Annotated in this window: 19 protein-coding genes and 4 tRNA genes; 18 read left to right on the top strand and 5 right to left on the bottom strand. The window is 68.5% G+C overall.

The genetic code is table 11. From position 1 onward, the window contains the following. The first annotated feature begins 383 nt into the window (after nucleotides 1–383). Nucleotides 384–495 (top strand) — tRNA-Tyr (locus ACF08F_RS11770). Nucleotides 496–547: 52 nt separating this feature from the next. On the opposite strand, the gene ACF08F_RS11765 is transcribed toward ACF08F_RS11770, so the two are convergent. Both ACF08F_RS11765 and ACF08F_RS11760 read right to left on the bottom strand, forming a co-directional pair. Beyond that, on the bottom strand, nucleotides 548–1,204 hold the full coding sequence (locus tag ACF08F_RS11765) for an NAD(P)H-binding protein (RefSeq protein ID WP_392298331.1): 657 nt from the start codon (nucleotides 1,202–1,204) through the stop codon (nucleotides 548–550). Between the two features lie 2 nt (nucleotides 1,205–1,206). After that, a complete protein-coding gene (locus tag ACF08F_RS11760; RefSeq protein ID WP_392298330.1) occupies nucleotides 1,207–2,490 on the bottom strand; it encodes an amidohydrolase family protein in 1,284 nt (427 codons plus the stop codon). A gap of 218 nt (nucleotides 2,491–2,708) precedes the next feature. On the opposite strand from ACF08F_RS11760, the gene ACF08F_RS11755 reads away from it, so the two are divergent. From ACF08F_RS11755 to ACF08F_RS11730, 6 genes are all read left to right on the top strand, one after another. Beyond that, nucleotides 2,709–2,781, top strand: a tRNA-Thr gene (locus ACF08F_RS11755). Nucleotides 2,782–2,825: 44 nt separating this feature from the next. Next, nucleotides 2,826–2,898 (top strand) — tRNA-Met (locus tag ACF08F_RS11750). A gap of 89 nt (nucleotides 2,899–2,987) precedes the next feature. Next, nucleotides 2,988–3,152: a 50S ribosomal protein L33 gene (rpmG, locus tag ACF08F_RS11745; protein WP_003956487.1), complete on the top strand. Its 165-nt coding sequence runs from the start codon at nucleotides 2,988–2,990 to the stop codon at nucleotides 3,150–3,152. Between the two features lie 79 nt (nucleotides 3,153–3,231). Then, on the top strand, nucleotides 3,232–3,684 hold the full coding sequence (locus ACF08F_RS11740) for a MaoC family dehydratase N-terminal domain-containing protein (RefSeq protein ID WP_392298329.1): 453 nt from the start codon (nucleotides 3,232–3,234) through the stop codon (nucleotides 3,682–3,684). A 2-nt stretch (nucleotides 3,685–3,686) separates the two neighbouring features. Beyond that, nucleotides 3,687–4,115: a MaoC family dehydratase gene (locus ACF08F_RS11735; RefSeq protein ID WP_392298328.1), complete on the top strand. Its 429-nt coding sequence runs from the start codon at nucleotides 3,687–3,689 to the stop codon at nucleotides 4,113–4,115. 26 nt (nucleotides 4,116–4,141) lie between these two features. Beyond that, entirely contained in the window at nucleotides 4,142–5,230 is a 1,089-nt protein-coding gene (locus ACF08F_RS11730; RefSeq protein WP_392298718.1) for a UDP-N-acetylmuramate dehydrogenase, read from the top strand. Between the two features lie 77 nt (nucleotides 5,231–5,307). Here ACF08F_RS11730 and ACF08F_RS11725 read toward each other — a convergent pair whose 3' ends face one another. Next, nucleotides 5,308–5,946, bottom strand: a complete 639-nt coding sequence (locus ACF08F_RS11725) for an NAD(P)-dependent oxidoreductase (protein WP_392298327.1) — start codon at nucleotides 5,944–5,946, stop codon at nucleotides 5,308–5,310. 87 nt (nucleotides 5,947–6,033) lie between these two features. Between ACF08F_RS11725 and ACF08F_RS11720 the strand changes: the two genes are divergently transcribed. Further along, entirely contained in the window at nucleotides 6,034–6,630 is a 597-nt protein-coding gene (locus ACF08F_RS11720) for a TetR/AcrR family transcriptional regulator (protein WP_392298326.1), read from the top strand. A gap of 53 nt (nucleotides 6,631–6,683) precedes the next feature. Here ACF08F_RS11720 and ACF08F_RS11715 read toward each other — a convergent pair whose 3' ends face one another. Both ACF08F_RS11715 and ACF08F_RS11710 read right to left on the bottom strand, forming a co-directional pair. Next, complete coding sequence (locus tag ACF08F_RS11715) at nucleotides 6,684–7,703, bottom strand: adenosine deaminase (protein WP_392298325.1); 1,020 nt, start codon at nucleotides 7,701–7,703, stop codon at nucleotides 6,684–6,686. Nucleotides 7,704–7,821: 118 nt separating this feature from the next. Continuing rightward, a complete protein-coding gene (locus tag ACF08F_RS11710) occupies nucleotides 7,822–9,048 on the bottom strand; it encodes a pyridoxal phosphate-dependent aminotransferase (protein ID WP_392298324.1) in 1,227 nt (408 codons plus the stop codon). 206 nt (nucleotides 9,049–9,254) lie between these two features. Here ACF08F_RS11710 and ACF08F_RS11705 point away from each other — a divergent pair. The 10 genes from ACF08F_RS11705 (at nucleotide 9,255) to ACF08F_RS11660 (ending at nucleotide 22,432) form a co-directional block, all read left to right on the top strand. Then, nucleotides 9,255–9,327, top strand: a tRNA-Trp gene (locus tag ACF08F_RS11705). 104 nt (nucleotides 9,328–9,431) lie between these two features. Then, nucleotides 9,432–9,719 carry a preprotein translocase subunit SecE gene (secE, locus tag ACF08F_RS11700; protein WP_141295768.1) on the top strand — a complete coding sequence of 96 codons (288 nt, stop codon included), beginning with the start codon at nucleotides 9,432–9,434 and terminating at the stop codon, nucleotides 9,717–9,719. Between the two features lie 44 nt (nucleotides 9,720–9,763). After that, entirely contained in the window at nucleotides 9,764–10,684 is a 921-nt protein-coding gene (gene nusG / locus ACF08F_RS11695) for a transcription termination/antitermination protein NusG (protein WP_392298323.1), read from the top strand. 158 nt (nucleotides 10,685–10,842) lie between these two features. Next, a complete protein-coding gene (rplK, locus tag ACF08F_RS11690; RefSeq protein WP_015035536.1) occupies nucleotides 10,843–11,277 on the top strand; it encodes a 50S ribosomal protein L11 in 435 nt (144 codons plus the stop codon). A 78-nt stretch (nucleotides 11,278–11,355) separates the two neighbouring features. Then, nucleotides 11,356–12,084, top strand: coding sequence for a 50S ribosomal protein L1 (gene rplA / locus ACF08F_RS11685; protein ID WP_150267065.1), 729 nt, complete (start codon nucleotides 11,356–11,358; stop codon nucleotides 12,082–12,084). Nucleotides 12,085–12,201: 117 nt separating this feature from the next. After that, the gene (locus ACF08F_RS11680) at nucleotides 12,202–13,125 is read left to right on the top strand and encodes a hypothetical protein (RefSeq protein ID WP_392298322.1); all 924 of its coding nucleotides are present in this window, start codon (nucleotides 12,202–12,204) and stop codon (nucleotides 13,123–13,125) included. Nucleotides 13,126–13,373: 248 nt separating this feature from the next. Then, nucleotides 13,374–13,904 carry a 50S ribosomal protein L10 gene (rplJ, locus tag ACF08F_RS11675; RefSeq protein WP_392298321.1) on the top strand — a complete coding sequence of 177 codons (531 nt, stop codon included), beginning with the start codon at nucleotides 13,374–13,376 and terminating at the stop codon, nucleotides 13,902–13,904. A 111-nt stretch (nucleotides 13,905–14,015) separates the two neighbouring features. Further along, nucleotides 14,016–14,402, top strand: a complete 387-nt coding sequence (rplL, locus tag ACF08F_RS11670) for a 50S ribosomal protein L7/L12 (RefSeq protein ID WP_392298320.1) — start codon at nucleotides 14,016–14,018, stop codon at nucleotides 14,400–14,402. A 547-nt stretch (nucleotides 14,403–14,949) separates the two neighbouring features. Then, nucleotides 14,950–18,432, top strand: a complete 3,483-nt coding sequence (gene rpoB, locus ACF08F_RS11665; RefSeq protein WP_392298319.1) for a DNA-directed RNA polymerase subunit beta — start codon at nucleotides 14,950–14,952, stop codon at nucleotides 18,430–18,432. A gap of 100 nt (nucleotides 18,433–18,532) precedes the next feature. Further along, a complete protein-coding gene (locus ACF08F_RS11660; RefSeq protein ID WP_392298318.1) occupies nucleotides 18,533–22,432 on the top strand; it encodes a DNA-directed RNA polymerase subunit beta' in 3,900 nt (1,299 codons plus the stop codon). Nucleotides 22,433–22,485: the final 53 nt, after the last annotated feature.

Raw genomic sequence — 22,485 nt, 5'->3', positions numbered from 1 at the left:
CCCATTTGGGATGGATGCCAAGCCCCTTGGAAATCGGGCATGGGCGTAGATGCGGACAAATAGCGCTATCGGACGGGGGAATGCCTATGGTGGTTGCGCTGCTGGCGGGTCCCCTACCTAGAGGGCGTCCGGTCCCGGTCCGGAGATGTGCCGCTCAACGGGTGAGGCCGCAGAAATCGCGGGTCGCTGCTCTTGTGCGGGGTGGGCGGCATACCGCCCACCCCGGGGTCCAGCTAGAGCGGGTCCCTTTGATGGGTGCCGTCAACTCGCTGTCCCTCATCACCAGAGCAGATTAGCCAGCCGAGACGCGGCAACGACTGGCCAAGGAGACAGAACCTAGCTCGGGGTACCTGTGGACGTCTCATGGACGAGGTGAGTTCCTCGGCGGTGGTGTGAGTGGAAGGCCGCAGGTCATCGACGGGTTCAGTGAGCTAATGTCAGCGGACTGTAAATCCGTCGGCTTAGCCTACCCAGGTTCGAATCCTGGCGTCGCCACGTGAAGAAGGTCCCCGGTGCTTACACCGGGGACCTTCGCTCGTTTCCGGGGTCAGTTTCCGGCCACGTCCTTCACCGCGACCGAGAACGGCGTCGAGCCGCTGATCAGCTCCAGGGTCAGGCCCGCCGTCCCCGGGGTGTCGAGGAGTTCCGCGAGGACCGCCGCCACGTCGTCGCGCGGCACCATGCCCCGGCCCGTGTGGGCCTCCAGGCGGATCTGGCCCGTCCCCGCGTCGTTCGTCAGGGAGCCCGGGCGCAGGATCGTCCAGTCCAGGGCCGTACGGGCGCGGACCGCGTCGTCGGCGGCGCCCTTGGCGCGGAGGTAGGCGTCGAAGACCTCGTCGCCCGCGTGGTCCGCGTCCGCGCCCATCGAGGAGACGACGACGTAGCGCCGTACGCCCGCCCGCTCCGCCGCGTCCGCGAAGAGCACGGCCGCCGCGCGGTCCACCGTGTCCTTGCGGTCCACCGAGCTGCCCGGGCCCGCGCCCGCCGCGAAGACCGCCGCGTCGGCGCCCTGGAGCACCGCCGCGACCATCTCCACCGACGCCGACTCCAGGTCCAGGACGACCGGCTCGGCGCCCGCCGCCCGTAGCTCGTCCCCCTGCTCGGGCCGGCGGATGATCCCCGCGACCTCGTGCCCGCCCGCCGCCAGCAGCCTCTCCAGGCGCAGGGCGATCTGTCCGTGTCCTCCAGCGATGACGATGCGCATACTCACGACCGTACGACGGGACCCGCCGGAGGGCTCCCCGGCTCGGGCGGCCGCTCCGGCCGCGCCTGCCTGGGCAGATCGAGGGCGGCCGCCGAGTCGCAGTACTCCCGCACCGCGCTCGTCCGGGCCACCACCCGCCCCCGGTGCACCACGATCCGGCTGTACGCGAGGGACAGCACGCCCGCGAGCCGCTCGCCGCGCACCGCGAGCAGCTCCGCCGGGAAGCCCGCCTCCACCCGCACCTCCGGCAGCCCCATCGCGGCCCGCGCCCCCGCGCTCACCGCCGCGTACGCCTCCTGGGGCGGCAGCCCGCCGAGCGAGGCGAGCAGGTACGCCGCCTCCAGCGGGTCCCCGCGCCCCACCGGGTTCGACAGGTCCCGCAGCGCCCCGCTGCCCGCCGCGACCCGCACCCCGGCCGCCCGCAGCAGCCGCACCGGCGCCGCGCCGCGCAGCTCCGTGCCCCCGCAACCGCCCTGCGGCAGGCACACCACCGTCACCCCGGCCGCCGCCAGCTGGTCCGCCGCCCGCCGCGCCGCGTCGGCGGGGAGCCGGCCGAGCCCGGCGCACGGCCCGATCGCCACGCCGGGCCGCAGCCCGCCGGCCATCGCCGCGAGCCGGGCGAGCCGCGCCGGGTCGTCACCGTCGGTGTGCAGGTCGACCGGGCAGCCGTGCTCGGCCGCGACCTCCAGGACCGCCTCCACGTATCCGGCCGGGTCCGGGTCGAGATCCGGGCAGCCGCCGACCACGCCGGCGCCCATCTTCACCGCGTCCCGCAGCATCGCGAGGCCGTCCGCGCCCGCCACCCCGGTGAGGAGCCGGGGGACGGCGACGGCCGTCAGGTCGGCGAGGCCGCGCAGCGAGCGCCGGGCCTGGAGCACGGCCTCCAGCGAGCCGAGCCCCTGCACGTCGCCGATGCGGACGTGCGCGCGCAGCGTGGTCGCGCCGTGGCCCAGCTGGAGCAGGGCGGCCTCGGTGGCCCGGCGCTGCACCTCCTCGGGGGCGTACGAGACGGGGCCGGGGGTGTCGGCGGAGAGCGCGGTGTCGGCGTGGGCGTGGGGCTCGGCGGCGGCGGGCAGCAGCAGGTAGCCGGCGAGGTCGACGCGGGCGCCGGCGCCGGCGCTGAGGCTGCCGGCCGTGCCCACGGCCTCGATGCGCCCGCCGACGAGCCGGACGTCCACGGTCCGGCCGTCGGTGAGGCGTGCGTGGGAGAGCAGGAGCGAGGTCGAGTCGGCGGTGGTGGCGGCCCCGTCCTCGGGTGGCTGGGGCTGCTTGCTGTCGGCTGACATCGGGCTCCTCAAAGCTCCTCAAGATCAAGATCGCGCAAGGTGGGGCCGAGCCTAGGGCGGCTCGGAGCGACCTTCGAGGAGGAGCGCAATAGTCGTACCGATGAGTCCACGTGTGGCGTACGTGGCGCCTGGTGAGGGCCCTGGTCAGGGCCGTCGCGAGGGCACGGGGAAACGGATTTGGGTGATGGGCCGGAGACCGTGTAATGTCTTCCTCGCTCGCCCCAATAGCTCAGTCGGTAGAGCGTCTCCATGGTAAGGAGAAGGTCTACGGTTCGATTCCGTATTGGGGCTCTGGTGAGAGGGATCCCGCCTTCGGGCGGGATCCGGATCATCAAAGCGGTGTAGCTCAGTCGGTAGAGCAAGCGGCTCATAATCGCTGTGTCACCGGTTCAAGTCCGGTCACCGCTACACACGGTAGCCGATTGTGGGGTCGGTCCTGCGATCGGCTACTCTTTTATGCGTTCATCCATCCCATCCGTCCGTCAAGGAGCACTCACGTGGCTGCCACCGACGTCCGCCCGAAGATCACGCTGGCCTGCGTGGAGTGCAAGGAGCGGAACTACATCACCAAGAAGAACCGGCGTAACAACCCGGACCGTCTTGAGATGAAGAAGCACTGCCCTCGCTGCAACTCGCACACCGCGCACCGCGAGACGCGTTAATCAGGCTCGTACACGAGGCCGTCCCCGCCAGGGGGCGGCCTCGTGTCGTTTGGCAAAGAATTCAGGAGGTATCGAGGCCATGGCGCTCGACCAGTCCTTCGTGGGCCGGACCTATCCGCCCACCGCGGCCTACGAGGTCGGCCGCGAGAAGATCCGCGAGTTCGCCGAGGCGATCGGTGACGCGAATCCCGCGTACACCGACACCGAGGCGGCCAAGGCGCTCGGCCATTCCGATGTGATCGCCCCGCCCACCTTCGTGTTCGCCATCACGTTCAAGGCCGCGGGCGCCGTCATCGAGGACCCGCAGCTCGGCCTCGACTACAGCCGCGTGGTCCACGGCGACCAGAAGTTCGCCTACACCCGGCCCGTACGCGCCGGGGACCGCCTCTCGGTCACCTCCACCATCGAGGCGATCAAGTCCCTCGCGGGCAACGACATCCTGGACATCCGCGGCGAGGTCCACGACGAGAGCGGCGAGCACGTCGTGACCGCGTGGACCAAGCTCGTGGCGCGCGCGGCCGAGGAGGGCTGACCATGGCAGCGAAGATCGCTTACGACGAGGTCGAGGTCGGCACCGAGCTGCCGGCGCAGTCCTTCCCGGTGACCCGCGCCACGCTGGTGCAGTACGCCGGCGCCTCCGGGGACTTCAACCCCATCCACTGGAACGAGAAGTTCGCGGTCGAGGTCGGCCTCCCGGACGTCATCGCCCACGGCATGTTCACCATGGCCGAGGCGATCCGCGTCGTCACCGACTGGGCCGGCGACCCCGCCGCCGTCGTCGAGTACGGCGTCCGCTTCACCAAGCCCGTCGTCGTCCCCAACGACGACCAGGGCGCCCTCGTCGAGGTCAGCGCCAAGGTCGCCGCGAAGCTGGACGACCGGAAGGTGCGGGTCGACATCACCGCGACGAGCGCCGGGCAGAAGGTCCTCGGCATGTCGCGGGCCGTGGTCGAGCTCGCCTGACCGGCACGGACGGCCGGCTTTCTGTCCTGACAGAAGCCGGCCGTACTCTTGAGCGCGTGCAGCCTCTCCACGACGCCCCCCTCGCGCCCCTGACCACCTTCCGGCTCGGCGGACCCGCCACCCGGCTCGTCACCGCCACCACCGACGACCAGGTCGTCGCCGCGGTCCGCGAGGCCGACGCCACGGGCACCCCGCTGCTGATCATCGGCGGCGGCTCCAACCTGGTCATCGGGGACAAGGGCTTCGACGGCACCGCGCTGCGCGTCGCGACCACCGGCTTCACCCTGGAGGGCACGCGCCTGGAGCTCGCCGCCGGCGAGGTCTGGACGGACGCCGTCGCGCGGACCGTCGAGGCCGGGCTCGCCGGGATCGAGTGCCTCGCAGGCATCCCCGGCTCGGCCGGCGCCACCCCGATCCAGAACGTCGGCGCGTACGGACAGGACGTCTCCGCCACCGTCACCGAGGTCGTCGCCTACGACCGGCGCGCCGAGGAGACCGTCACCCTCACCAACGCCGAGTGCGCCTTCTCGTACCGCCACAGCCTCTTCAAGGACCAGCCCGAGCGGTACGTGGTGCTGCGGGTCCGGTTCGAGCTGGAGGACGCGGACGGGATGTCGGCGCCGATCAAGTACCCGGAGACCGCCCGCGCCCTCGGCGTCGAGGCCGGCGACCGCGTCCCGCTGGCGACCGCCCGTGAGACCGTCCTGAGGCTCCGCGCCGGCAAGGGCATGGTCCTGGACCCGGAGGACCACGACACCTGGTCCGCGGGCTCGTTCTTCACCAATCCGATCCTCACGGCGGGGGAGTACGGGACCTTCCTCGCGCGCGTGGCGGAGCGCCTCGGCCCCGACGTCGCCCCGCCGGCCTTCCCCACGGGCGAGGACGGCGCCGTGAAGACCTCCGCGGCCTGGCTGATCGACCGCGCCGGCTTCACCAAGGGATACGGCTCCGGGCCCGCCCGCATCTCCACCAAGCACACGCTCGCCCTCACCAACCGCGGCGAGGCGACCACCGAAGACCTCCTCGCCCTCGCCCGCGAGGTCGTCGCCGGGGTACGGGACGCCTTCGGGATCACCCTGGTCAACGAGCCCGTCACGGTCGGCGTGGAGCTCTGACACCCCCTGGGGTCTGTTCGGCGCCCCTCGCCCGGACAGGTGCTTCGGGCGGCCGGCGCTACTTTCCGCAACACGCCCTAGTAGGCGACTCCGACGCCCTGCCTGACCGTCGCCGGGGCGTCGATCATCGCCAGCATCGCGTGGGCCACGTCCGCGCGGGCCAGCGTGCGGCCCCGGGGCGGGTTGCCGCCGACGACCGTGCGGTACCGGCCGGTCAGGGGCTTGTCCGTCAGCTTCGGCGGGCGGACCGAGGTCCAGTCGGTGCCGCTCGCCGCCAGCGCGGACTCCATCACCCGCAGATCGGCGTAGACGTCCTTCAGGACGCTGCCGACGACCGCGAGGACGGCCCTGTCGAGCACCCCGTCGCCCTCCGCGGCGGGGCCCACCGGGGCCGCGCTGACCACCAGGAGCCGCCGCACCCGCTCCGCCTCCATCGCCGCGAGCACCGAGCCGGTCAGCCGCGCCGCCACGCCCGTGGCCGCGTCCGCGCGACCGCGCGCGCCGAGACCCGAGAGCACGGCGTCCCGGCCGGTGACGGCCGCGCGCAGGGTCTCCGGGTCGGCGAGGTCCGCCCGGTGGACCACGAGCCGCTCCCCGGTGAGTGCCAGCCGCGCCGGGTCCCGTACCACCGCCGTCACCTCGTGGCCCGAGGCCAGCGCCTGACGGACGATCTCCCGCCCGATACCGCCGGTCGCTCCGAAAACAGTGAGCCTCATGTCGCACCCTCCCAGGGTGAGTAAGTATTCACTCACCCCCAGAGTGGGTGGATACTCACTCACGCGTCAAGCGTGAGTGGAGGATGCATGGACCAGAAGCCGACCCGCGTACGGCTCGTCGACGCCGCGCGCGACCTCATGCGGACGGCGGGCCTCGCCCGCACCACGACCAAGGAGATCGCCAAGGCCGCCGGCTGCTCGGAGGCGGCGCTCTACAAGTACTTCACGAGCAAGGAAGAGCTCTTCCTCACCGTCCTCGACGAACGTCTGCCCCGGCTCGGCGGACTGCTCGGTGCCCTCGCCGCCGACCCCGGCACCCGCACCGTCGAGGAGAACCTCACCGAGATCGCCCGGCAGGCCGCCCTCTTCTACCAGGAGAGCTTCCCGATGGCCGCCTCGCTCTACGCCGAGCCGCAGCTCAAGGCCCGCCACGAGGAGGGCATGCGCAGACTCGGCGCCGGCCCGCACAAGCCCGTCGAAGGGCTCACCGCCTACCTGCGCACCGAGCAGCGCCTCGGCCGCGTCGGTGCCGACGCGGACCCGCGGGCGGCCGCGGCGCTCCTCCTCGGCGCCTGCGTCCAGCGGGCCTTCGCGTACGACATGACCGAGGCCGGCGGGCCGCCCGAACCGCTCGACGACTTCGCCCGCTCCATCGCGCGCACCCTGATGCGCGGAATCGCCTGACCGGGATCGCCTGATCGAGGTCGCTCGACCGAGTCGTCCGGCCGGCTACGGGATCAGGCGATCCAGTCGTCGATTCCCGCGAGCAGCTTCGCCCGGACGCCCTCCGGGGCGGCCGAGCCCCGCACGGACTGACGCGCCAGCTCCGCCAGCTCCACGTCGGTGAACCCGTGGTGCCGGCGGGCGATCTCGTACTGGGCCGCGAGCCGCGAGCCGAAGAGCAGCGGGTCGTCCGCGCCCAGGGCCATCGGCACCCCCGCCTCGAAGAGCGTCCGCAGCGGGACGTCCTCGTGCCGCTCGTACACACCGAGCGCCACGTTCGACGCGGGGCAGACCTCGCAGGTCACCCCCCGCTCCGCGAGCTTCCGCAGCAGCCGCGGGTCCTCCGCGGCCCGCACCCCGTGGCCGACCCGCGAGGCCCGCAGATCGTCCAGGCAGTCCCGTACCGACGAAGGGCCCGTCAGCTCGCCGCCGTGCGGGGCCGCGAGCAGACCGCCGTCGCGGGCGATCGAGAAGGCGCGGTCGAAGTCGCGGGCCATGCCACGCCGCTCGTCGTTGGAGAGCCCGAAGCCGACCACGCCCCGGTCCGCGTACCGCACGGCGAGCCGGGCGAGCGTCCGCGCCTCCAGGGGGTGCTTCATCCGGTTCGCGGCGACGACCACCCGCATCCCGAGCCCGGTCTCCCGGGAGGCCGAGTCGACCGCGTCCAGGATGACCTCCATGGCGGCGATGAGCCCGCCGAGCAGCGGGGCGTACGAGGTGGGGTCGACCTGGATCTCCAGCCAGCCCGAACCGTCCCTGACGTCCTCCTCGGCCGCCTCGCGGACGAGCCGCCGGATGTCCTCGGGCTCGCGCAGGCAGGAGCGGGCGATGTCGTACAGGCGCTGGAAGCGGAACCAGCCGCGCTCGTCGGTCGCCCGTAGCTTCGGGGGCGTACCGCGCTTGAGCGCCTCGGGGAGATGGACCCCGTACTTGTCCGCCAGCTCGATGAGCGTCGTGGGCCGCATCGAACCCGTGAAGTGCAGATGCAGATGGGCCTTGGGCAGCAGGGTGATGTCGCGTGAAACGTGCTCCATCGATCGATACTGCCGCACCCGAATGGACGAAGGCACCCCGTTTCCTCGATCGGGACCTTGCTAGAACGCAAAAACGGGCCCCGGTTCCGAGGAACCGGGGCCCGTTTTTGCCGTGTGATCAGGCCTTCGCCTCGGCGAGCAGCTTCTGGATCCGGGACACGCCCTCGACCAGGTCCTCGTCGCCGAGCGCGTACGACAGGCGCAGGTAGCCGGGCGTGCCGAAGGCCTCGCCGGGGACGACCGCGACCTCGGCCTCGTCGAGGATCAGGGCCGCGAGCTCGACCGAGGTCTCGGGGCGCTTGCCGCGGATCTCCTTGCCGAGCAGACCCTTCACCGAGGGGTACGCGTAGAACGCGCCCTCGGGCGTCGGGCAGTACACGCCCTCGATCTCGTTCAGCATCCGCACGATCGTCTGGCGGCGACGGTCGAAGGCGGTGCGCATCTCCGCGACGGCGTCCAGGTTGCCCGAGACGGCGGCGAGGGCGGCGATCTGCGCCACGTTGCTCACGTTGGACGTGGCGTGCGACTGGAGGTTGGTCGCGGCCTTCACGACGTCCTTCGGGCCCACGATCCACCCGACGCGCCAGCCGGTCATCGCGTACGTCTTCGCGACGCCGTTGACCACGATGCACTTGTCGCGCAGCTCGGGGACGAGCGCCGGCAGCGAGGTGAACTTCGCGTCGCCGTAGACCAGGTGCTCGTAGATCTCGTCCGTCAGGACCCACAGGCCGTGCTCGAGGGCCCAGCGGCCGATCGCCTCGGCGTCGGCCTCCGAGTAGACGGCGCCGGTCGGGTTGGACGGGGAGACGAAGAGGACGACCTTGGTCTTCTCCGTGCGCGCGGCCTCCAGCTGCTCCACGGAGACGCGGTAGCCGGTGGTCTCGTCGGCCACGACCTCCACCGGGACACCGCCCGCGAGACGGATCGACTCGGGGTACGTCGTCCAGTACGGCGCCGGGACGATGACCTCGTCGCCCGGGTCGAGGATCGCGGCGAAGGCCTCGTAGATCGCCTGCTTGCCACCGTTGGTCACGAGGACCTGGGAGGGGTCGACCTCGTAGCCCGAGTCGCGCAGCGTCTTGGCGGCGATCGCGGACTTCAGCTCGGGGAGACCGCCGGCCGGCGTGTAGCGGTGGTACTTCGGGTTCCGGCAGGCCTCGACGGCCGCCTCGACGATGTAGTCGGGGGTCGGGAAGTCGGGCTCACCGGCACCGAAGCCGATCACCGGGCGCCCGGCGGCCTTGAGGGCCTTGGCCTTGGCGTCGACGGCGAGGGTGGCGGACTCGGAGATCGCACCGATGCGGGCGGAGACCCGACGCTCGGTGGGAGGGGTAGCAGCGCTCATACGGCCCATGGTCCCAGACCGGATCAGGGCCCGGCACGCAGGTTTCACGGACCGGACAGGAACGGTCATTACCGGTCGTTCGCCCGTCCGAGAGCAGGTCGGCGTGGTTTCTGTTCGACGTGGACCCCCAAGACCACGTATGCTCACTCCTCGTTGGCCCGCACCGACCACATCTCACGATGCGGTACGTTGAGGGACACCAACAAAGGGTCGTAGCTCAATTGGTAGAGCACCGGTCTCCAAAACCGGCGGTTGGGGGTTCAAGTCCCTCCGGCCCTGCTACACACACCGCCAGGTGTTGTGCGCATGTACGTACTTCATTGCACCGCCGTGCGGCTCCATCCCGGGCGCGGCACGGCCGACCCGGAATCAGGTGAGAGATCGTGACGGACGCCGTAGGCTCCATCGACATGCCTGATGCCGATGACGAGGCCTCCGAGTCGAAGAAGAAGACTCGCAAGGGCGGCAAGCGCGGAAAGAAGGGCCCTCTGGGCCGTCTCGCGCTCTTCTACCGCCAGATCGTCGCGGAGCTCCGCAAGGTCGTCTGGCCCACTCGCAGCCAGCTGACGTCGTACACCACTGTGGTGATTATCTTCGTCGTCATCATGATCGGCCTTGTCACCGTGATTGACTATGGCTTCCAGGAAGCAGTCAAGTACGTCTTCGGCTGACTTTTTGTTCCACCCCATCTGTATCGCAGGAAGAAGCAGCCACCGTGTCTGACGCGAACCTGAACGACGCCTTCGAGTCCGAGTCCGTCGAGGACGAGCTGGACATCGTCGAGGCCGCCGACGAGGACCAGGCCGACGCTGCTGACGACGCTGCGGGCGAGGCCGCCGAGGAAGCCGCTCTCCACGCCGAGGCCGACGAGGACGAGGCCGACGAGGACGAGCTCGACGCCGAGGAGTCCGACGAGGACGCCGAGGAAGAGGAGTCGGACGAGTCCGACGCCGAGGAGTCCGAAGAGGTCGAGGACGCCGCGGACGAGACCGAGGAGGAGGCCGAGCCGGCCGCCCCGGTCGACCCGGTCGCCGCGCTTCGCGAGGAGCTCCGCACCCTCCCCGGCGAGTGGTACGTCATCCACACCTACGCGGGCTACGAGAAGCGCGTGAAGGCCAACCTCGAGCAGCGCGCCGTCTCGCTCAACGTCGAGGACTTCATCTACCAGGCCGAGGTCCCCGAGGAAGAGATCGTCCAGATCAAGGGCGGCGAGCGGAAGAACGTCAAGCAGAACAAGCTTCCCGGCTACGTTCTCGTCCGCATGGACCTGACGAACGAGTCCTGGGGCGTCGTCCGCAACACCCCCGGCGTCACCGGCTTCGTGGGCAACGCCTACGACCCGTACCCGCTGACCCTGGACGAGATCGTCAAGATGCTCGCCCCGGAGGCCGAGGAGAAGGCCGCCCGTGAGGCCGCCGAGGCCGAGGGCAAGCCGGCTCCCGCCCGCAAGCTGGAGGTCCAGGTTCTGGACTTCGAGGTCGGCGACTCGGTCACGGTCACGGACGGTCCCTTCGCGACCCTCCAGGCCACGATCAACGAGATCAACCCGGACTCGAAGAAGGTCAAGGGCCTCGTCGAGATCTTCGGTCGCGAGACCCCGGTCGAGCTGAGCTTCGACCAGATCCAGAAGAACTGATCTCACCGTCTTCCGACCAGGTCAGAGTGGCTCTCGAAGCCGCTCTGACCTGCTCGGTTTTTAGCCGCGCGTCTATACCCGTTATCGTTGTGCGGTATGCCTGCATCCGGATGACCGGAAGGCGGGCTGAACACTCTCACTAGGACCCGGAGAGAGCAATGCCTCCCAAGAAGAAGAAGGTCACGGGGCTTATCAAGCTCCAGATCAACGCCGGCGCGGCCAACCCGGCCCCGCCGGTCGGCCCCGCGCTGGGTCAGCACGGCGTCAACATCATGGAGTTCTGCAAGGCCTACAACGCCGCGACCGAGTCGCAGCGTGGCATGGTCGTGCCGGTGGAGATCACGGTCTACGAGGACCGCACCTTCACCTTCATCACGAAGACTCCGCCGGCCGCCAAGCTGATCCTCAAGGCCGCTGGTGTGGACAAGGGCTCCGGCGAGCCGCACAAGACCAAGGTCGCCAAGCTCACGGCCGCCCAGGTCCGCGAGATCGCCACGGTCAAGCTCCCCGACCTGAACGCCAACGACCTGGACGCCGCGTCCAAGATCATCGCTGGCACCGCCCGCTCCATGGGCATCACGGTCGAGGGCTGATCACCCCCCTCGTGACCTCAGTGGTAGGGCCGGCGCGGCCCGCACCACGACTCCATACCTGAACCAACAGGAGAAGCAGTGAAGCGCAGCAAGGCTCTCCGCACCGCGGACGCCAAGGTCGACCGCGAGCGGAACTACGCGCCCCTCGAGGCCGTCCGTCTCGCCAAGGACACCGCCACCACGAAGTTCGACGGCACCGTCGAGGTCGCCTTCCGCCTGGGCGTCGACCCGCGCAAGGCCGACCAGATGGTCCGTGGCACCGTGAACCTTCCGCACGGCACCGGCAAGACCGCCCGGGTCCTGGTCTTCGCGACCGGTGACCGTGCCGAGGCCGCGATCGCCGCGGGCGCCGACATCGTCGGCTCCGACGAGCTCATCGACGAGATCTCCAAGGGCAACCGCCTGAACGAGTTCGACGCCGTTGTGGCCACCCCGGACCTCATGGGCAAGGTCGGCCGCCTCGGCCGCGTCCTCGGCCCGCGTGGTCTCATGCCGAACCCCAAGGTCGGCACCGTCACCCCCGATGTCGCGAAGGCTGTCAACGACATCAAGGGCGGCAAGATCGAGTTCCGCGTCGACAAGCACTCGAACCTCCACTTCATCATCGGCAAGGTCTCCTTCGACGAGACGAAGCTGGTCGAGAACTACGCCGCGGCCCTGGACGAGATCCTTCGTCTGAAGCCGTCCGCCGCCAAGGGCCGCTACATCAAGAAGGCGACCCTGACGACGACGATGGGCCCCGGCATCCCGCTGGACTCGAACCGCACCCGTAACCTCCTCGTCGAGGAGGACCCGGCCGCGGTCTGAACCTCACCGGTTCACTGAGTGGTCGACAGGCCCCCGCCTCTCCTCGGAGAGGCGGGGGCCTGTTCTTTGTTACGGTTCGAAGGACCGCAAAGAAGTGCCAAAGGGGTGGGGAACACCATGAACATGTCCGCATGGAAGCGCGCGGGCGTCGCTCTGACGGCCACGGCCGTCGTGGTGGGTGTCGCGGGCTGTCAGGACGACGGGGACGCGAAGACGGGCGCCAAGGCGCAGAGCCGCGGGGACGTCACGAAGGTCATCCAGGCCGCGTACGAGAAGACCGCGGAGGCCAAGTCCGCCAAGGTCACGATGACGATGAGCATGAGCGGCGTCGGCGCGGAGTCGGGGACCGCCGAGATGACCGGGGTCCAGGGCTGGAACCCCGCGGTGATGGACATCACCGCGAAGGGCTCCATGCTCGCCGCGGGCGACCCCGAGGCCCCCGAGAAGATCCGCATGGTCATGGCCGACAACGTCATGTACGTGGAGATGGACGCGAAGCAGGCCGCCGAGATGGACGGCAAGCGCTGGATGAAGCTGGACATGAAGGCGGCCGCGGAGGCCTCCGGCGACAAGGCGCTCCAGAAGCAGATGACCGGCGGCCTGGAGGGCCTGAACCAGGACCCGGCCCAGCAGCTCGCCCTGCTCCTCGACTCCCCGAACCTGAAGCACGTCGGGGCCGAGAAGGTCAACGGCATGGAGACCCAGCACTACAAGGGCACGCTCACCGTCGAGCAGATGCTCGCCTCCAACGAGTCGGCCAAGGTCCTCTCCAAGAAGGACCACGACGCCCTCGTCGCCAACATGAAGAAGCTGGGCATGAAGGGCTACGACACCGAGGTCTGGGTCAACGAGGCGGGCTACCCGGCGCGCATGAACGTCGCCATGACCATGGGCGAGGGCTCGATGAAGATGCGGGCCGACTACAGCGACTACGGCACCGAGGCGACGGTCAAGACGCCGCCGGCCGAGGACACCGTGGACCTGTTCCAGATGCTCAAGGAGCTGAGTGACGCCCTCGGCAAGGGTGGCGCCCAGGGCTGATTTGCCCGGACCGGAAACCGTCGCGTAAGCTTCCACAGAAGCCAAAGACCGCTGGTCGTTGCTGTGCCCTTACCGGGTGCGGTGGCCGAAGGATCCGCTGACAACGGACGACCCGCGCAGGTGACTGTGGAAGGTTCCCGGAATTCATTCCGGTCGAGCTGAGCCCCGTGCGCCTGCGCCCGGGGCGTTTTGTTTTGTTCAGCCACCTTCTGAGCGGTCCTCATCACCCGGAAGGAGGCCGAAGCACTATGCCGACGCCCAACAAGGCTGCATCGGTGGCCGAGCTCAAGGACGCGTTCCAGAGCTCCAACGCCGCCGTGCTGACCGAGTACCGGGGTCTCACCGTTGCGCAGCTCAAGACGCTGCGTCGTTCGCTCGGTGAGAACGCCCAGTACGCCGTGGTGAAGAACACGCTGACCAAGATTGCGGCCAACGAGGCCGGGATCACCGCACTGGACGAGCACTTCGCTGGTCCGACCGCGGTCGCCTTCGTCACCGGTGACCCGGTGGAGTCGGCGAAGGCCCTGCGTGACTTCGCCAAGGAGAACCCGAACCTCATCATCAAGGCCGGTGTCCTTGACGGTAAGGCTCTCTCCGCCGACGACATCAAGAAGCTTGCGGACCTCGAGTCCCGCGAGGTTCTGCTCAGCAAGCTGGCCGGCGCCTTCAAGGGCAAGCAGTCTCAGGCTGCCTCGCTCTTCCAGGCTCTGCCGTCGAAGTTCGTCCGCACTGCGGAGGCTCTTCGCGCCAAGCGCGCCGAGCAGGGCGGTGCCGAGTAATTCGGCTCGCGCATTGATCCGCGCCGCCTAGTGCGCGGGTCGTAGCGGGCCGTTACGCCCGCCTCTATAGACACATCGGCACTTGCCGAATTAGTGGAAGGATCGCCCATCATGGCGAAGCTCTCTCAGGACGACCTCCTCGCCCAGTTCGAGGAGATGACCCTCATCGAGCTCTCCGAGTTCGTGAAGGCCTTCGAGGAGAAGTTCGACGTCACCGCCGCCGCGGCCGTCGCCGTTGCCGCCCCGGCCGGTGTTGGTGGTGGCGACGCCGCCGCCGCCGAGGAGCAGGACGAGTTCGACGTCATCCTCGAGGGTGCCGGCGACAAGAAGATCCAGGTCATCAAGGTCGTGCGTGAGCTCACCTCCCTGGGCCTCAAGGAGGCCAAGGACCTCGTCGACGGCACCCCGAAGGCCGTCCTCGAGAAGGTCGCGAAGGACGTTGCCGAGAAGGCCGCCGAGTCCCTCAAGGCCGCCGGCGCCTCCGTCACGGTCAAGTAAGACCGTTTCGGCTCGCTGAGCTGACTCCTGCCCCCGTGTAACGCGGGAGCACCGAAAGGCGATCACCCTTGTGGGTGGTCGCCTTTCGGCGTCCCCGGGGAAGGGCGTGGCGGGGGCCCGACGGCTGTCCGGAGCGGAGTATGGTGATCTTCGCCGTGCGCCCCGCACACCGGGGGGCCTTGACGAACCGCACGCAGCGCGCAATTCTCAGGACGCGTCGTCACAACGATCCGTATCCGAGGCATGGATCGACGGCTGAACGGGCAGTATCGAGGTGCGCCGCCCGGCGCGAGGTACCGCGGAGTTGAGAGCAACGAGGGTCGCGAATTATTCGCCCTGGACATCAGTGAGCCAAGTGGCTACACTGACCCTTTGCGCTGCCTGTTAGCTGCCCCCTGCCCGTCACCAGGGGCATACCTTCGCATCCGCTACTCGGACCGACCCCGTCTGACCTGGCCTTTTGGTCATCTCAGGAAACGTCTGCCGTGAAGCGTTGCTGGGGACCGGTACGCGCGTAGTGAGTCCGAGCCCTCGGAAGGACCCCCTCTTGGCCGCCTCGCGCAACGCCTCGACCAATACGAACAACGGCGCAAGCACCGCCCCGCTGCGCATCTCTTTTGCAAAGATCAAGGAGCCCCTCGAGGTTCCGAACCTCCTCGCGCTGCAGACCGAGAGCTTTGACTGGCTGCTCGGCAACGCCGCCTGGAAGGCTCGCGTCGAGGCTGCCCTTGAGTCGGGCCAGGACGTCCCCACGAAGTCCGGTCTGGAGGAGATCTTCGAGGAGATCTCCCCGATCGAGGACTTCTCCGGGTCGATGTCGCTGACCTTCCGCGACCACCGCTTCGAGCCGCCGAAGAACTCGATCGACGAGTGCAAGGACCGTGACTTCACGTACGGCGCCCCGCTCTTCGTCACCGCCGAGTTCACCAACAACGAGACCGGCGAGATCAAGTCCCAGACGGTCTTCATGGGCGACTTCCCGCTCATGACCAACAAGGGCACCTTCGTCATCAACGGCACCGAGCGTGTCGTCGTGTCGCAGCTCGTCCGCTCGCCGGGTGTCTACTTCGACTCCTCGATCGACAAGACGTCCGACAAGGACATCTTCTCCGCCAAGATCATCCCGTCCCGGGGTGCCTGGCTGGAGATGGAGATCGACAAGCGCGACCTGGTCGGTGTCCGCATCGACCGCAAGCGCAAGCAGTCCGTCACCGTCCTCCTCAAGGCTCTCGGCTGGACCACCGAGCAGATCCTGCAGGAGTTCGGCGAGTACGAGTCCATGCGCGCCACCCTGGAGAAGGACCACACCCAGGGCCAGGACGACGCGCTGCTCGACATCTACCGCAAGCTGCGCCCGGGCGAGCCGCCGACCCGTGAGGCCGCTCAGACGCTGCTCGAGAACCTCTACTTCAACCCGAAGCGCTACGACCTCGCGAAGGTCGGCCGCTACAAGGTGAACAAGAAGCTCGGCGCCGACGAGCCGCTGGACGCCGGCGTGCTCACCACCGACGACGTCATCGCCACGATCAAGTACCTGGTCAAGCTCCACGCGGGCGAGACCGAGACGATCGGCGAGAACGGCAACGAGATCGTCGTCGAGACCGACGACATCGACCACTTCGGCAACCGTCGTCTGCGCAACGTCGGCGAGCTCATCCAGAACCAGGTCCGCACGGGTCTGGCTCGTATGGAGCGCGTCGTCCGCGAGCGTATGACCACGCAGGACGTCGAGGCGATCACCCCGCAGACCCTGATCAACATCCGCCCGGTCGTGGCGTCGATCAAGGAGTTCTTCGGAACGTCGCAGCTGTCGCAGTTCATGGACCAGAACAACCCGCTGTCGGGTCTGACGCACAAGCGTCGTCTCTCGGCGCTGGGTCCTGGTGGTCTGTCCCGTGAGCGGGCCGGCTTCGAGGTCCGAGACGTGCACCCGTCCCACTACGGACGCATGTGCCCGATCGAGACCCCCGAAGGCCCGAACATCGGTCTGATCGGTTCGCTCGCCTCGTACGGCCGCGTCAACGCGTTCGGCTTCATCGAGACGCCGTACCGCAAGGTCGTCGACGGCGCCGTGACCGACGAGGTCGACTACGTCACCGCCGACGAGGAGGACCGCTTCGTCATCGCGCAGGCCAACGCCGCGCTCGACGACGACCTGCGCTTCACCGAGAACCGCGTCCTGGTGCGTAAGCGTGGCGGCGAGGTCGACTACGTCGAGCCGTCGGACGTGGACTACATGGACGTCTCGCCGCGCCAGATGGTGTCGGTCGCGACCGCCATGATCCCGTTCCTCGAGCACGACGACGCCAACCGTGCCCTCATGGGCGCGAACATGATGCGTCAGGCGGTGCCGCTGATTAAGTCGGAGGCCCCGCTCGTCGGCACCGGCATGGAGTACCGCTGCGCCACCGACGCCGGCGACGTGCTCAAGGCCGAGAAGGACGGTGTCGTCCAGGAGCTGTCGGCCGACTACATCACGGTCGCCAACGACGACGGCACGTACATCACGTACCGCCTGCACAAGTTCTCCCGCTCCAACCAGGGCACCTCTGTGAACCAGAAGGTCGTCGTGGACGAGGGCGACCGCGTCATCGAGGGCCAGGTCCTCGCCGACGGTCCCGCCACCGAAGACGGCGAGATGGCGCTCGGCAAGAACCTGCTCGTGGCGTTCATGCCGTGGGAGGGTCACAACTACGAGGACGCGATCATCCTGTCGCAGCGCCTCGTGCAGGACGACGTCCTCTCCTCGATCCACATCGAGGAGCACGAGGTCGACGCCCGTGACACCAAGCTCGGCCCGGAGGAGATCACCCGGGACATCCCGAACGTCTCCGAGGAGGTCCTCGCCGACCTCGACGAGCGCGGCATCATCCGTATCGGTGCCGAGGTCGTCGCCGGCGACATCCTCGTCGGCAAGGTCACGCCCAAGGGTGAGACCGAGCTGACCCCGGAGGAGCGCCTGCTCCGCGCGATCTTCGGTGAGAAGGCCCGTGAGGTCCGTGACACCTCGCTGAAGGTCCCGCACGGCGAGATCGGCAAGATCATCGGCGTCCGCGTCTTCGACCGCGAGGAGGGCGACGAGCTTCCCCCGGGCGTGAACCAGCTGGTCCGCGTCTACGTCGCCCAGAAGCGCAAGATCACCGACGGTGACAAGCTCGCCGGCCGTCACGGCAACAAGGGTGTCATCTCCAAGATCCTTCCGATCGAGGACATGCCGTTCCTCGAGGACGGCACCCCGGTCGACATCATCCTCAACCCGCTGGGTGTCCCGTCCCGAATGAACCCGGGACAGGTCCTGGAGATCCACCTCGGCTGGCTCGCCAGCCGCGGCTGGGACGTCTCCGGTCTCGCGGACGAGTGGGCGCAGCGCCTCCAGGCGATCGGCGCCGACCAGGTCGCCCCCGGCACCAACGTCGCCACCCCGGTCTTCGACGGTGCGCGTGAGGACGAGCTCGCGGGTCTGCTCAACCACACCATCCCGAACCGCGACGGCGAGCGCATGGTGCTCCCGACCGGTAAGGCGAGGCTGTTCGACGGCCGCTCCGGCGAGCCGTTCCCGGACCCGATCTCCGTCGGGTACATGTACATCCTCAAGCTCCACCACCTGGTCGACGACAAGCTGCACGCGCGTTCGACCGGCCCGTACTCGATGATCACCCAGCAGCCGCTGGGTGGTAAGGCCCAGTTCGGTGGCCAGCGCTTCGGTGAGATGGAGGTGTGGGCGCTGGAGGCATACGGCGCCGCGTACGCCCTCCAGGAGCTGCTGACGATCAAGTCCGACGACGTGACCGGCCGCGTGAAGGTCTACGAGGCCATCGTCAAGGGCGAGAACATCCCTGAGCCCGGCATCCCCGAGTCCTTCAAGGTGCTCATCAAGGAGATGCAGTCCCTGTGCCTCAACGTGGAGGTGCTCTCCTCGGACGGCATGTCCATCGAGATGCGCGACACCGACGAGGACGTCTTCCGCGCAGCGGAGGAGCTCGGCATCGACCTGTCCCGGCGCGAGCCGAGCAGCGTCGAAGAGGTCTGACGGGAGTTCCGGCAGGGGGACCAGTGATGGTCCCCCGGCCGGCCCCAGGACCCCCGTTCCAGACCCCAAGACTTACAACCCTGAGAGGGATTGACGCATAGTGCTCGACGTCAACTTCTTCGACGAGCTCCGGATCGGTCTGGCTACCGCTGACGACATCCGTCAGTGGAGCCACGGCGAGGTCAAGAAGCCGGAGACCATCAACTACCGCACGCTCAAGCCCGAGAAGGACGGACTCTTCTGCGAGAAGATCTTCGGTCCGACCCGGGACTGGGAGTGCTACTGCGGCAAGTACAAGCGTGTCCGCTTCAAGGGCATCATCTGTGAGCGGTGTGGCGTCGAGGTCACCCGTGCCAAGGTGCGCCGTGAGCGGATGGGCCACATCGAGCTCGCCGCCCCCGTCACCCACATCTGGTACTTCAAGGGCGTCCCGTCGCGCCTCGGATACCTGCTCGACCTCGCCCCGAAGGACCTCGAGAAGGTCATCTACTTCGCGGCGTACATGATCACGTTCGTCGACGACGAGCGTCGTACGCGTGACCTGCCCTCCCTGGAGGCGCACGTCTCCGTCGAGCGTCAGCAGATCGAGAACCGTCGCGACTCCGACCTGGAGGCCCGCGCCAAGAAGCTCGAGAACGACCTGGCCGAGCTCGAGGCCGAGGGTGCCAAGGCCGACGTGCGCCGCAAGGTGCGCGAGGGTGCCGAGCGCGAGATGAAGCAGCTGCGCGACCGTGCGCAGCGCGAGATCGACCGTCTGGACGAGGTCTGGTCGCGCTTCAAGAACCTCAAGGTCCAGGACCTGGAGGGCGACGAGCTCCTCTACCGCGAGCTGCGTGACCGCTTCGGCACGTACTTCGACGGCTCGATGGGTGCCGCGGCGCTGCAGAAGCGCCTGGAGTCCTTCGACCTGGAGGAGGAGGCCGAGCGCCTCCGCGAGATCATCCGTACCGGCAAGGGCCAGAAGAAGACCCGTGCGCTCAAGCGCCTCAAGGTCGTCTCCGCGTTCCTGCAGACCGCGAACAGCCCCAAGGGCATGGTTCTCGACTGCGTCCCGGTCATCCCGCCGGACCTGCGTCCGATGGTGCAGCTGGACGGTGGCCGCTTCGCGACCTCCGACCTGAACGACCTGTACCGCCGTGTGATCAACCGCAACAACCGTCTGAAGCGTCTGCTCGACCTCGGTGCCCCCGAGATCATCGTGAACAACGAGAAGCGGATGCTCCAGGAGGCGGTCGACGCCCTCTTCGACAACGGCCGTCGTGGTCGCCCGGTGACGGGCCCCGGCAACCGTCCGCTGAAGTCCCTCAGCGACATGCTGAAGGGTAAGCAGGGTCGTTTCCGTCAGAACCTGCTCGGCAAGCGTGTGGACTACTCCGCGCGTTCCGTCATCGTCGTCGGTCCGCAGCTGAAGCTGCACCAGTGCGGTCTCCCGAAGGCCATGGCGCTGGAGCTCTTCAAGCCGTTCGTGATGAAGCGCCTGGTCGACCTGAACCACGCCCAGAACATCAAGAGCGCCAAGCGGATGGTCGAGCGCGGCCGCACGGTCGTGTACGACGTCCTCGAAGAGGTCATCGCCGAGCACCCGGTTCTGCTGAACCGTGCGCCCACGCTGCACCGCCTCGGCATCCAGGCCTTCGAGCCCCAGCTGGTCGAGGGCAAGGCCATCCAGATCCACCCGCTCGTCTGCACCGCGTTCAACGCGGACTTCGACGGTGACCAGATGGCCGTGCACCTGCCGCTCTCCGCGGAGGCGCAGGCCGAGGCCCGCATCCTGATGCTGTCCTCGAACAACATCCTGAAGCCCGCCGACGGCCGTCCGGTCACGATGCCGACCCAGGACATGGTCCTCGGTCTGTTCTTCCTGACCACCGACGGTGAACTCCGTGACACCAAGGGCGAGGGCCGCGCGTTCGGCTCCACGGCCGAGGCGATCATGGCGTTCGACGCCGGCGAGCTCGCTCTCCAGTCGGAGATCGACATCCGCTTCCCCGTCGGCACCGTCGCTCCCCGCGGCTGGGTTCCCCCGGTCGCCGAGGAGGGCGAGCCGGAGTGGCAGCAGGGTGACACCTTCCGTCTGCGGACGACCCTGGGCCGCGCGCTCTTCAACGAGCTGCTGCCCGAGGACTACCCGTTCGTCGACTACTCCGTCGGCAAGAAGCAGCTCTCCGAGATCGTCAACGACCTCGCCGAGCGCTACCCCAAGGTCATCGTGGCGGCGACGCTCGACAACCTGAAGGCGGCGGGCTTCTACTGGGCGACCCGTTCCGGCGTCACCGTGGCCATCTCCGACGTCGTCGTTCCCGAGGCGAAGAAGGAGATCGTCAAGGGCTACGAGGCGCAGGACGAGAAGGTCCAGAAGCAGTACGAGCGCGGCCTGATCACCAAGGAAGAGCGCACGCAGGAGCTCATCGCGATCTGGACCAAGGCGACCAACGAGGTTGCCGAGGCGATGAACGCGAACTTCCCCAAGACGAACCCCATCTTCATGATGGTTGACTCGGGTGCCCGAGGAAACATGATGCAGATGCGTCAGATCGCCGGTATGCGTGGTCTGGTGTCGAACGCCAAGAACGAGACGATCCCGCGTCCCATCAAGGCGTCGTTCCGCGAGGGCCTCACCGTCCTCGAGTACTTCATCTCCACGCACGGTGCCCGTAAGGGTCTCGCCGACACCGCCCTGCGTACCGCCGACTCGGGTTACCTGACCCGTCGTCTGGTGGACGTCTCGCAGGACGTCATCATCCGCGAGGAGGACTGTGGCACCGAGCGCGGTCTGAAGCTGCGGATCGCGGCCAAGGACGAGGCCGGTGTCCTGCGGAAGACGGACGACGTCGAGACCTCCGTGTACGCGCGGATGCTCGCCGAGGACGTCGTCGTCGACGGCAAGGTCATCGCGCCGGCCAACGTCGACCTGGGTGACGTGCTCATCGACGCCCTCGTCAACGCGGGCGTCGAGGAGGTCAAGACCCGTTCGGTCCTGACCTGTGAGTCCGCCGTCGGTACCTGTGCGTTCTGCTACGGCCGTTCGCTCGCCACCGGCAAGCTGGTCGACATCGGTGAGGCGGTCGGCATCATCGCCGCCCAGTCCATCGGTGAGCCCGGTACCCAGCTGACGATGCGTACCTTCCACACCGGTGGTGTGGCCGGTGACGACATCACCCAGGGTCTGCCCCGTGTCGTCGAGCTCTTCGAGGCTCGTCAGCCCAAGGGTGTCGCCCCGATCTCGGAGGCGGCCGGCCGCATCCGTATCGAGGAGACCGAGAAGACCAAGAAGATCGTCGTCACCCCGGACGACGGCACCGACGAGACGGCGTTCCCGATCTCGAAGCGTGCCCGTCTGCTCGTGGGCGAGGGCGACCACGTCGAGGTGGGCCAGAAGCTCACCGTGGGTGCCACCAACCCGCACGACGTGCTGCGCATCCTCGGTCAGCGTGCGGTCCAGGTCCACCTGGTCGCCGAGGTCCAGAAGGTCTACAACTCGCAGGGCGTGTCGATCCACGACAAGCACATCGAGATCATCATCCGGCAGATGCTGCGCCGCGTGACGATCATCGAGTCCGGCGACGCGGAGCTGCTGCCGGGCGAGCTCGTCGAGCGCTCGAAGTTCGAGACCGAGAACCGTCGTGTGGTCACCGAGGGCGGTCACCCCGCCTCCGGCCGTCCGCAGCTGATGGGTATCACCAAGGCCTCGCTCGCCACCGAGTCGTGGCTGTCGGCGGCGTCCTTCCAGGAGACGACCCGGGTTCTGACCGACGCGGCGATCAACGCCAAGTCGGACTCCCTGGTCGGCCTCAAGGAGAACGTCATCATCGGTAAGCTCATCCCGGCCGGTACGGGCCTCGCCCGCTACCGCAACATCCGGGTCGAGCCGACCGAAGAGGCCAAGGCCGCGATGTACTCGGCCGTCGGCTACGACGACATCGACTACTCGCCGTTCGGCTCGGGCTCCGGCCAGGCCGTTCCGCTGGAGGACTACGACTACGGTCCGTACAACCAGTAAGTAGTGCGAACCGAAGGGCGGTCACCCCGTGGGGGGTGGCCGCCCTTCGGCGT

Origin of the sequence: Streptomyces sp. NPDC015130 (assembly GCF_043080005.1) — a bacterium.
GTDB lineage: Bacteria > Actinomycetota > Actinomycetes > Streptomycetales > Streptomycetaceae > Streptomyces.
The sequence above is the reverse complement of the archived record's forward strand: the minus strand, read 5'-3'. Positions and strand labels throughout refer to the sequence as shown.

What these genes read in the sequence shown, in the direction of transcription:
- ACF08F_RS11720 (WP_392298326.1), top strand. Translation starts at nt 6,034, where the DNA reads ATGGACCAGAAGCCGACCCGCGTACGGCTCGTCGACGCCGCGCGCGAC.
- rplJ (WP_392298321.1), top strand. Translation starts at nt 13,374, where the DNA reads ATGCCGACGCCCAACAAGGCTGCATCGGTGGCCGAGCTCAAGGACGCG.
- rplK (WP_015035536.1), top strand. Translation starts at nt 10,843, where the DNA reads ATGCCTCCCAAGAAGAAGAAGGTCACGGGGCTTATCAAGCTCCAGATC.
- ACF08F_RS11680 (WP_392298322.1), top strand. Translation starts at nt 12,202, where the DNA reads ATGAACATGTCCGCATGGAAGCGCGCGGGCGTCGCTCTGACGGCCACG.
- rplL (WP_392298320.1), top strand. Translation starts at nt 14,016, where the DNA reads ATGGCGAAGCTCTCTCAGGACGACCTCCTCGCCCAGTTCGAGGAGATG.
- ACF08F_RS11760 (WP_392298330.1), bottom strand. Translation starts at nt 2,490, where the DNA reads ATGTCAGCCGACAGCAAGCAGCCCCAGCCACCCGAGGACGGGGCCGCC.
- ACF08F_RS11710 (WP_392298324.1), bottom strand. Translation starts at nt 9,048, where the DNA reads ATGAGCGCTGCTACCCCTCCCACCGAGCGTCGGGTCTCCGCCCGCATC.
- ACF08F_RS11740 (WP_392298329.1), top strand. Translation starts at nt 3,232, where the DNA reads ATGGCGCTCGACCAGTCCTTCGTGGGCCGGACCTATCCGCCCACCGCG.
- ACF08F_RS11765 (WP_392298331.1), bottom strand. Translation starts at nt 1,204, where the DNA reads ATGCGCATCGTCATCGCTGGAGGACACGGACAGATCGCCCTGCGCCTG.
- ACF08F_RS11725 (WP_392298327.1), bottom strand. Translation starts at nt 5,946, where the DNA reads ATGAGGCTCACTGTTTTCGGAGCGACCGGCGGTATCGGGCGGGAGATC.
- ACF08F_RS11735 (WP_392298328.1), top strand. Translation starts at nt 3,687, where the DNA reads ATGGCAGCGAAGATCGCTTACGACGAGGTCGAGGTCGGCACCGAGCTG.
- ACF08F_RS11715 (WP_392298325.1), bottom strand. Translation starts at nt 7,703, where the DNA reads ATGGAGCACGTTTCACGCGACATCACCCTGCTGCCCAAGGCCCATCTG.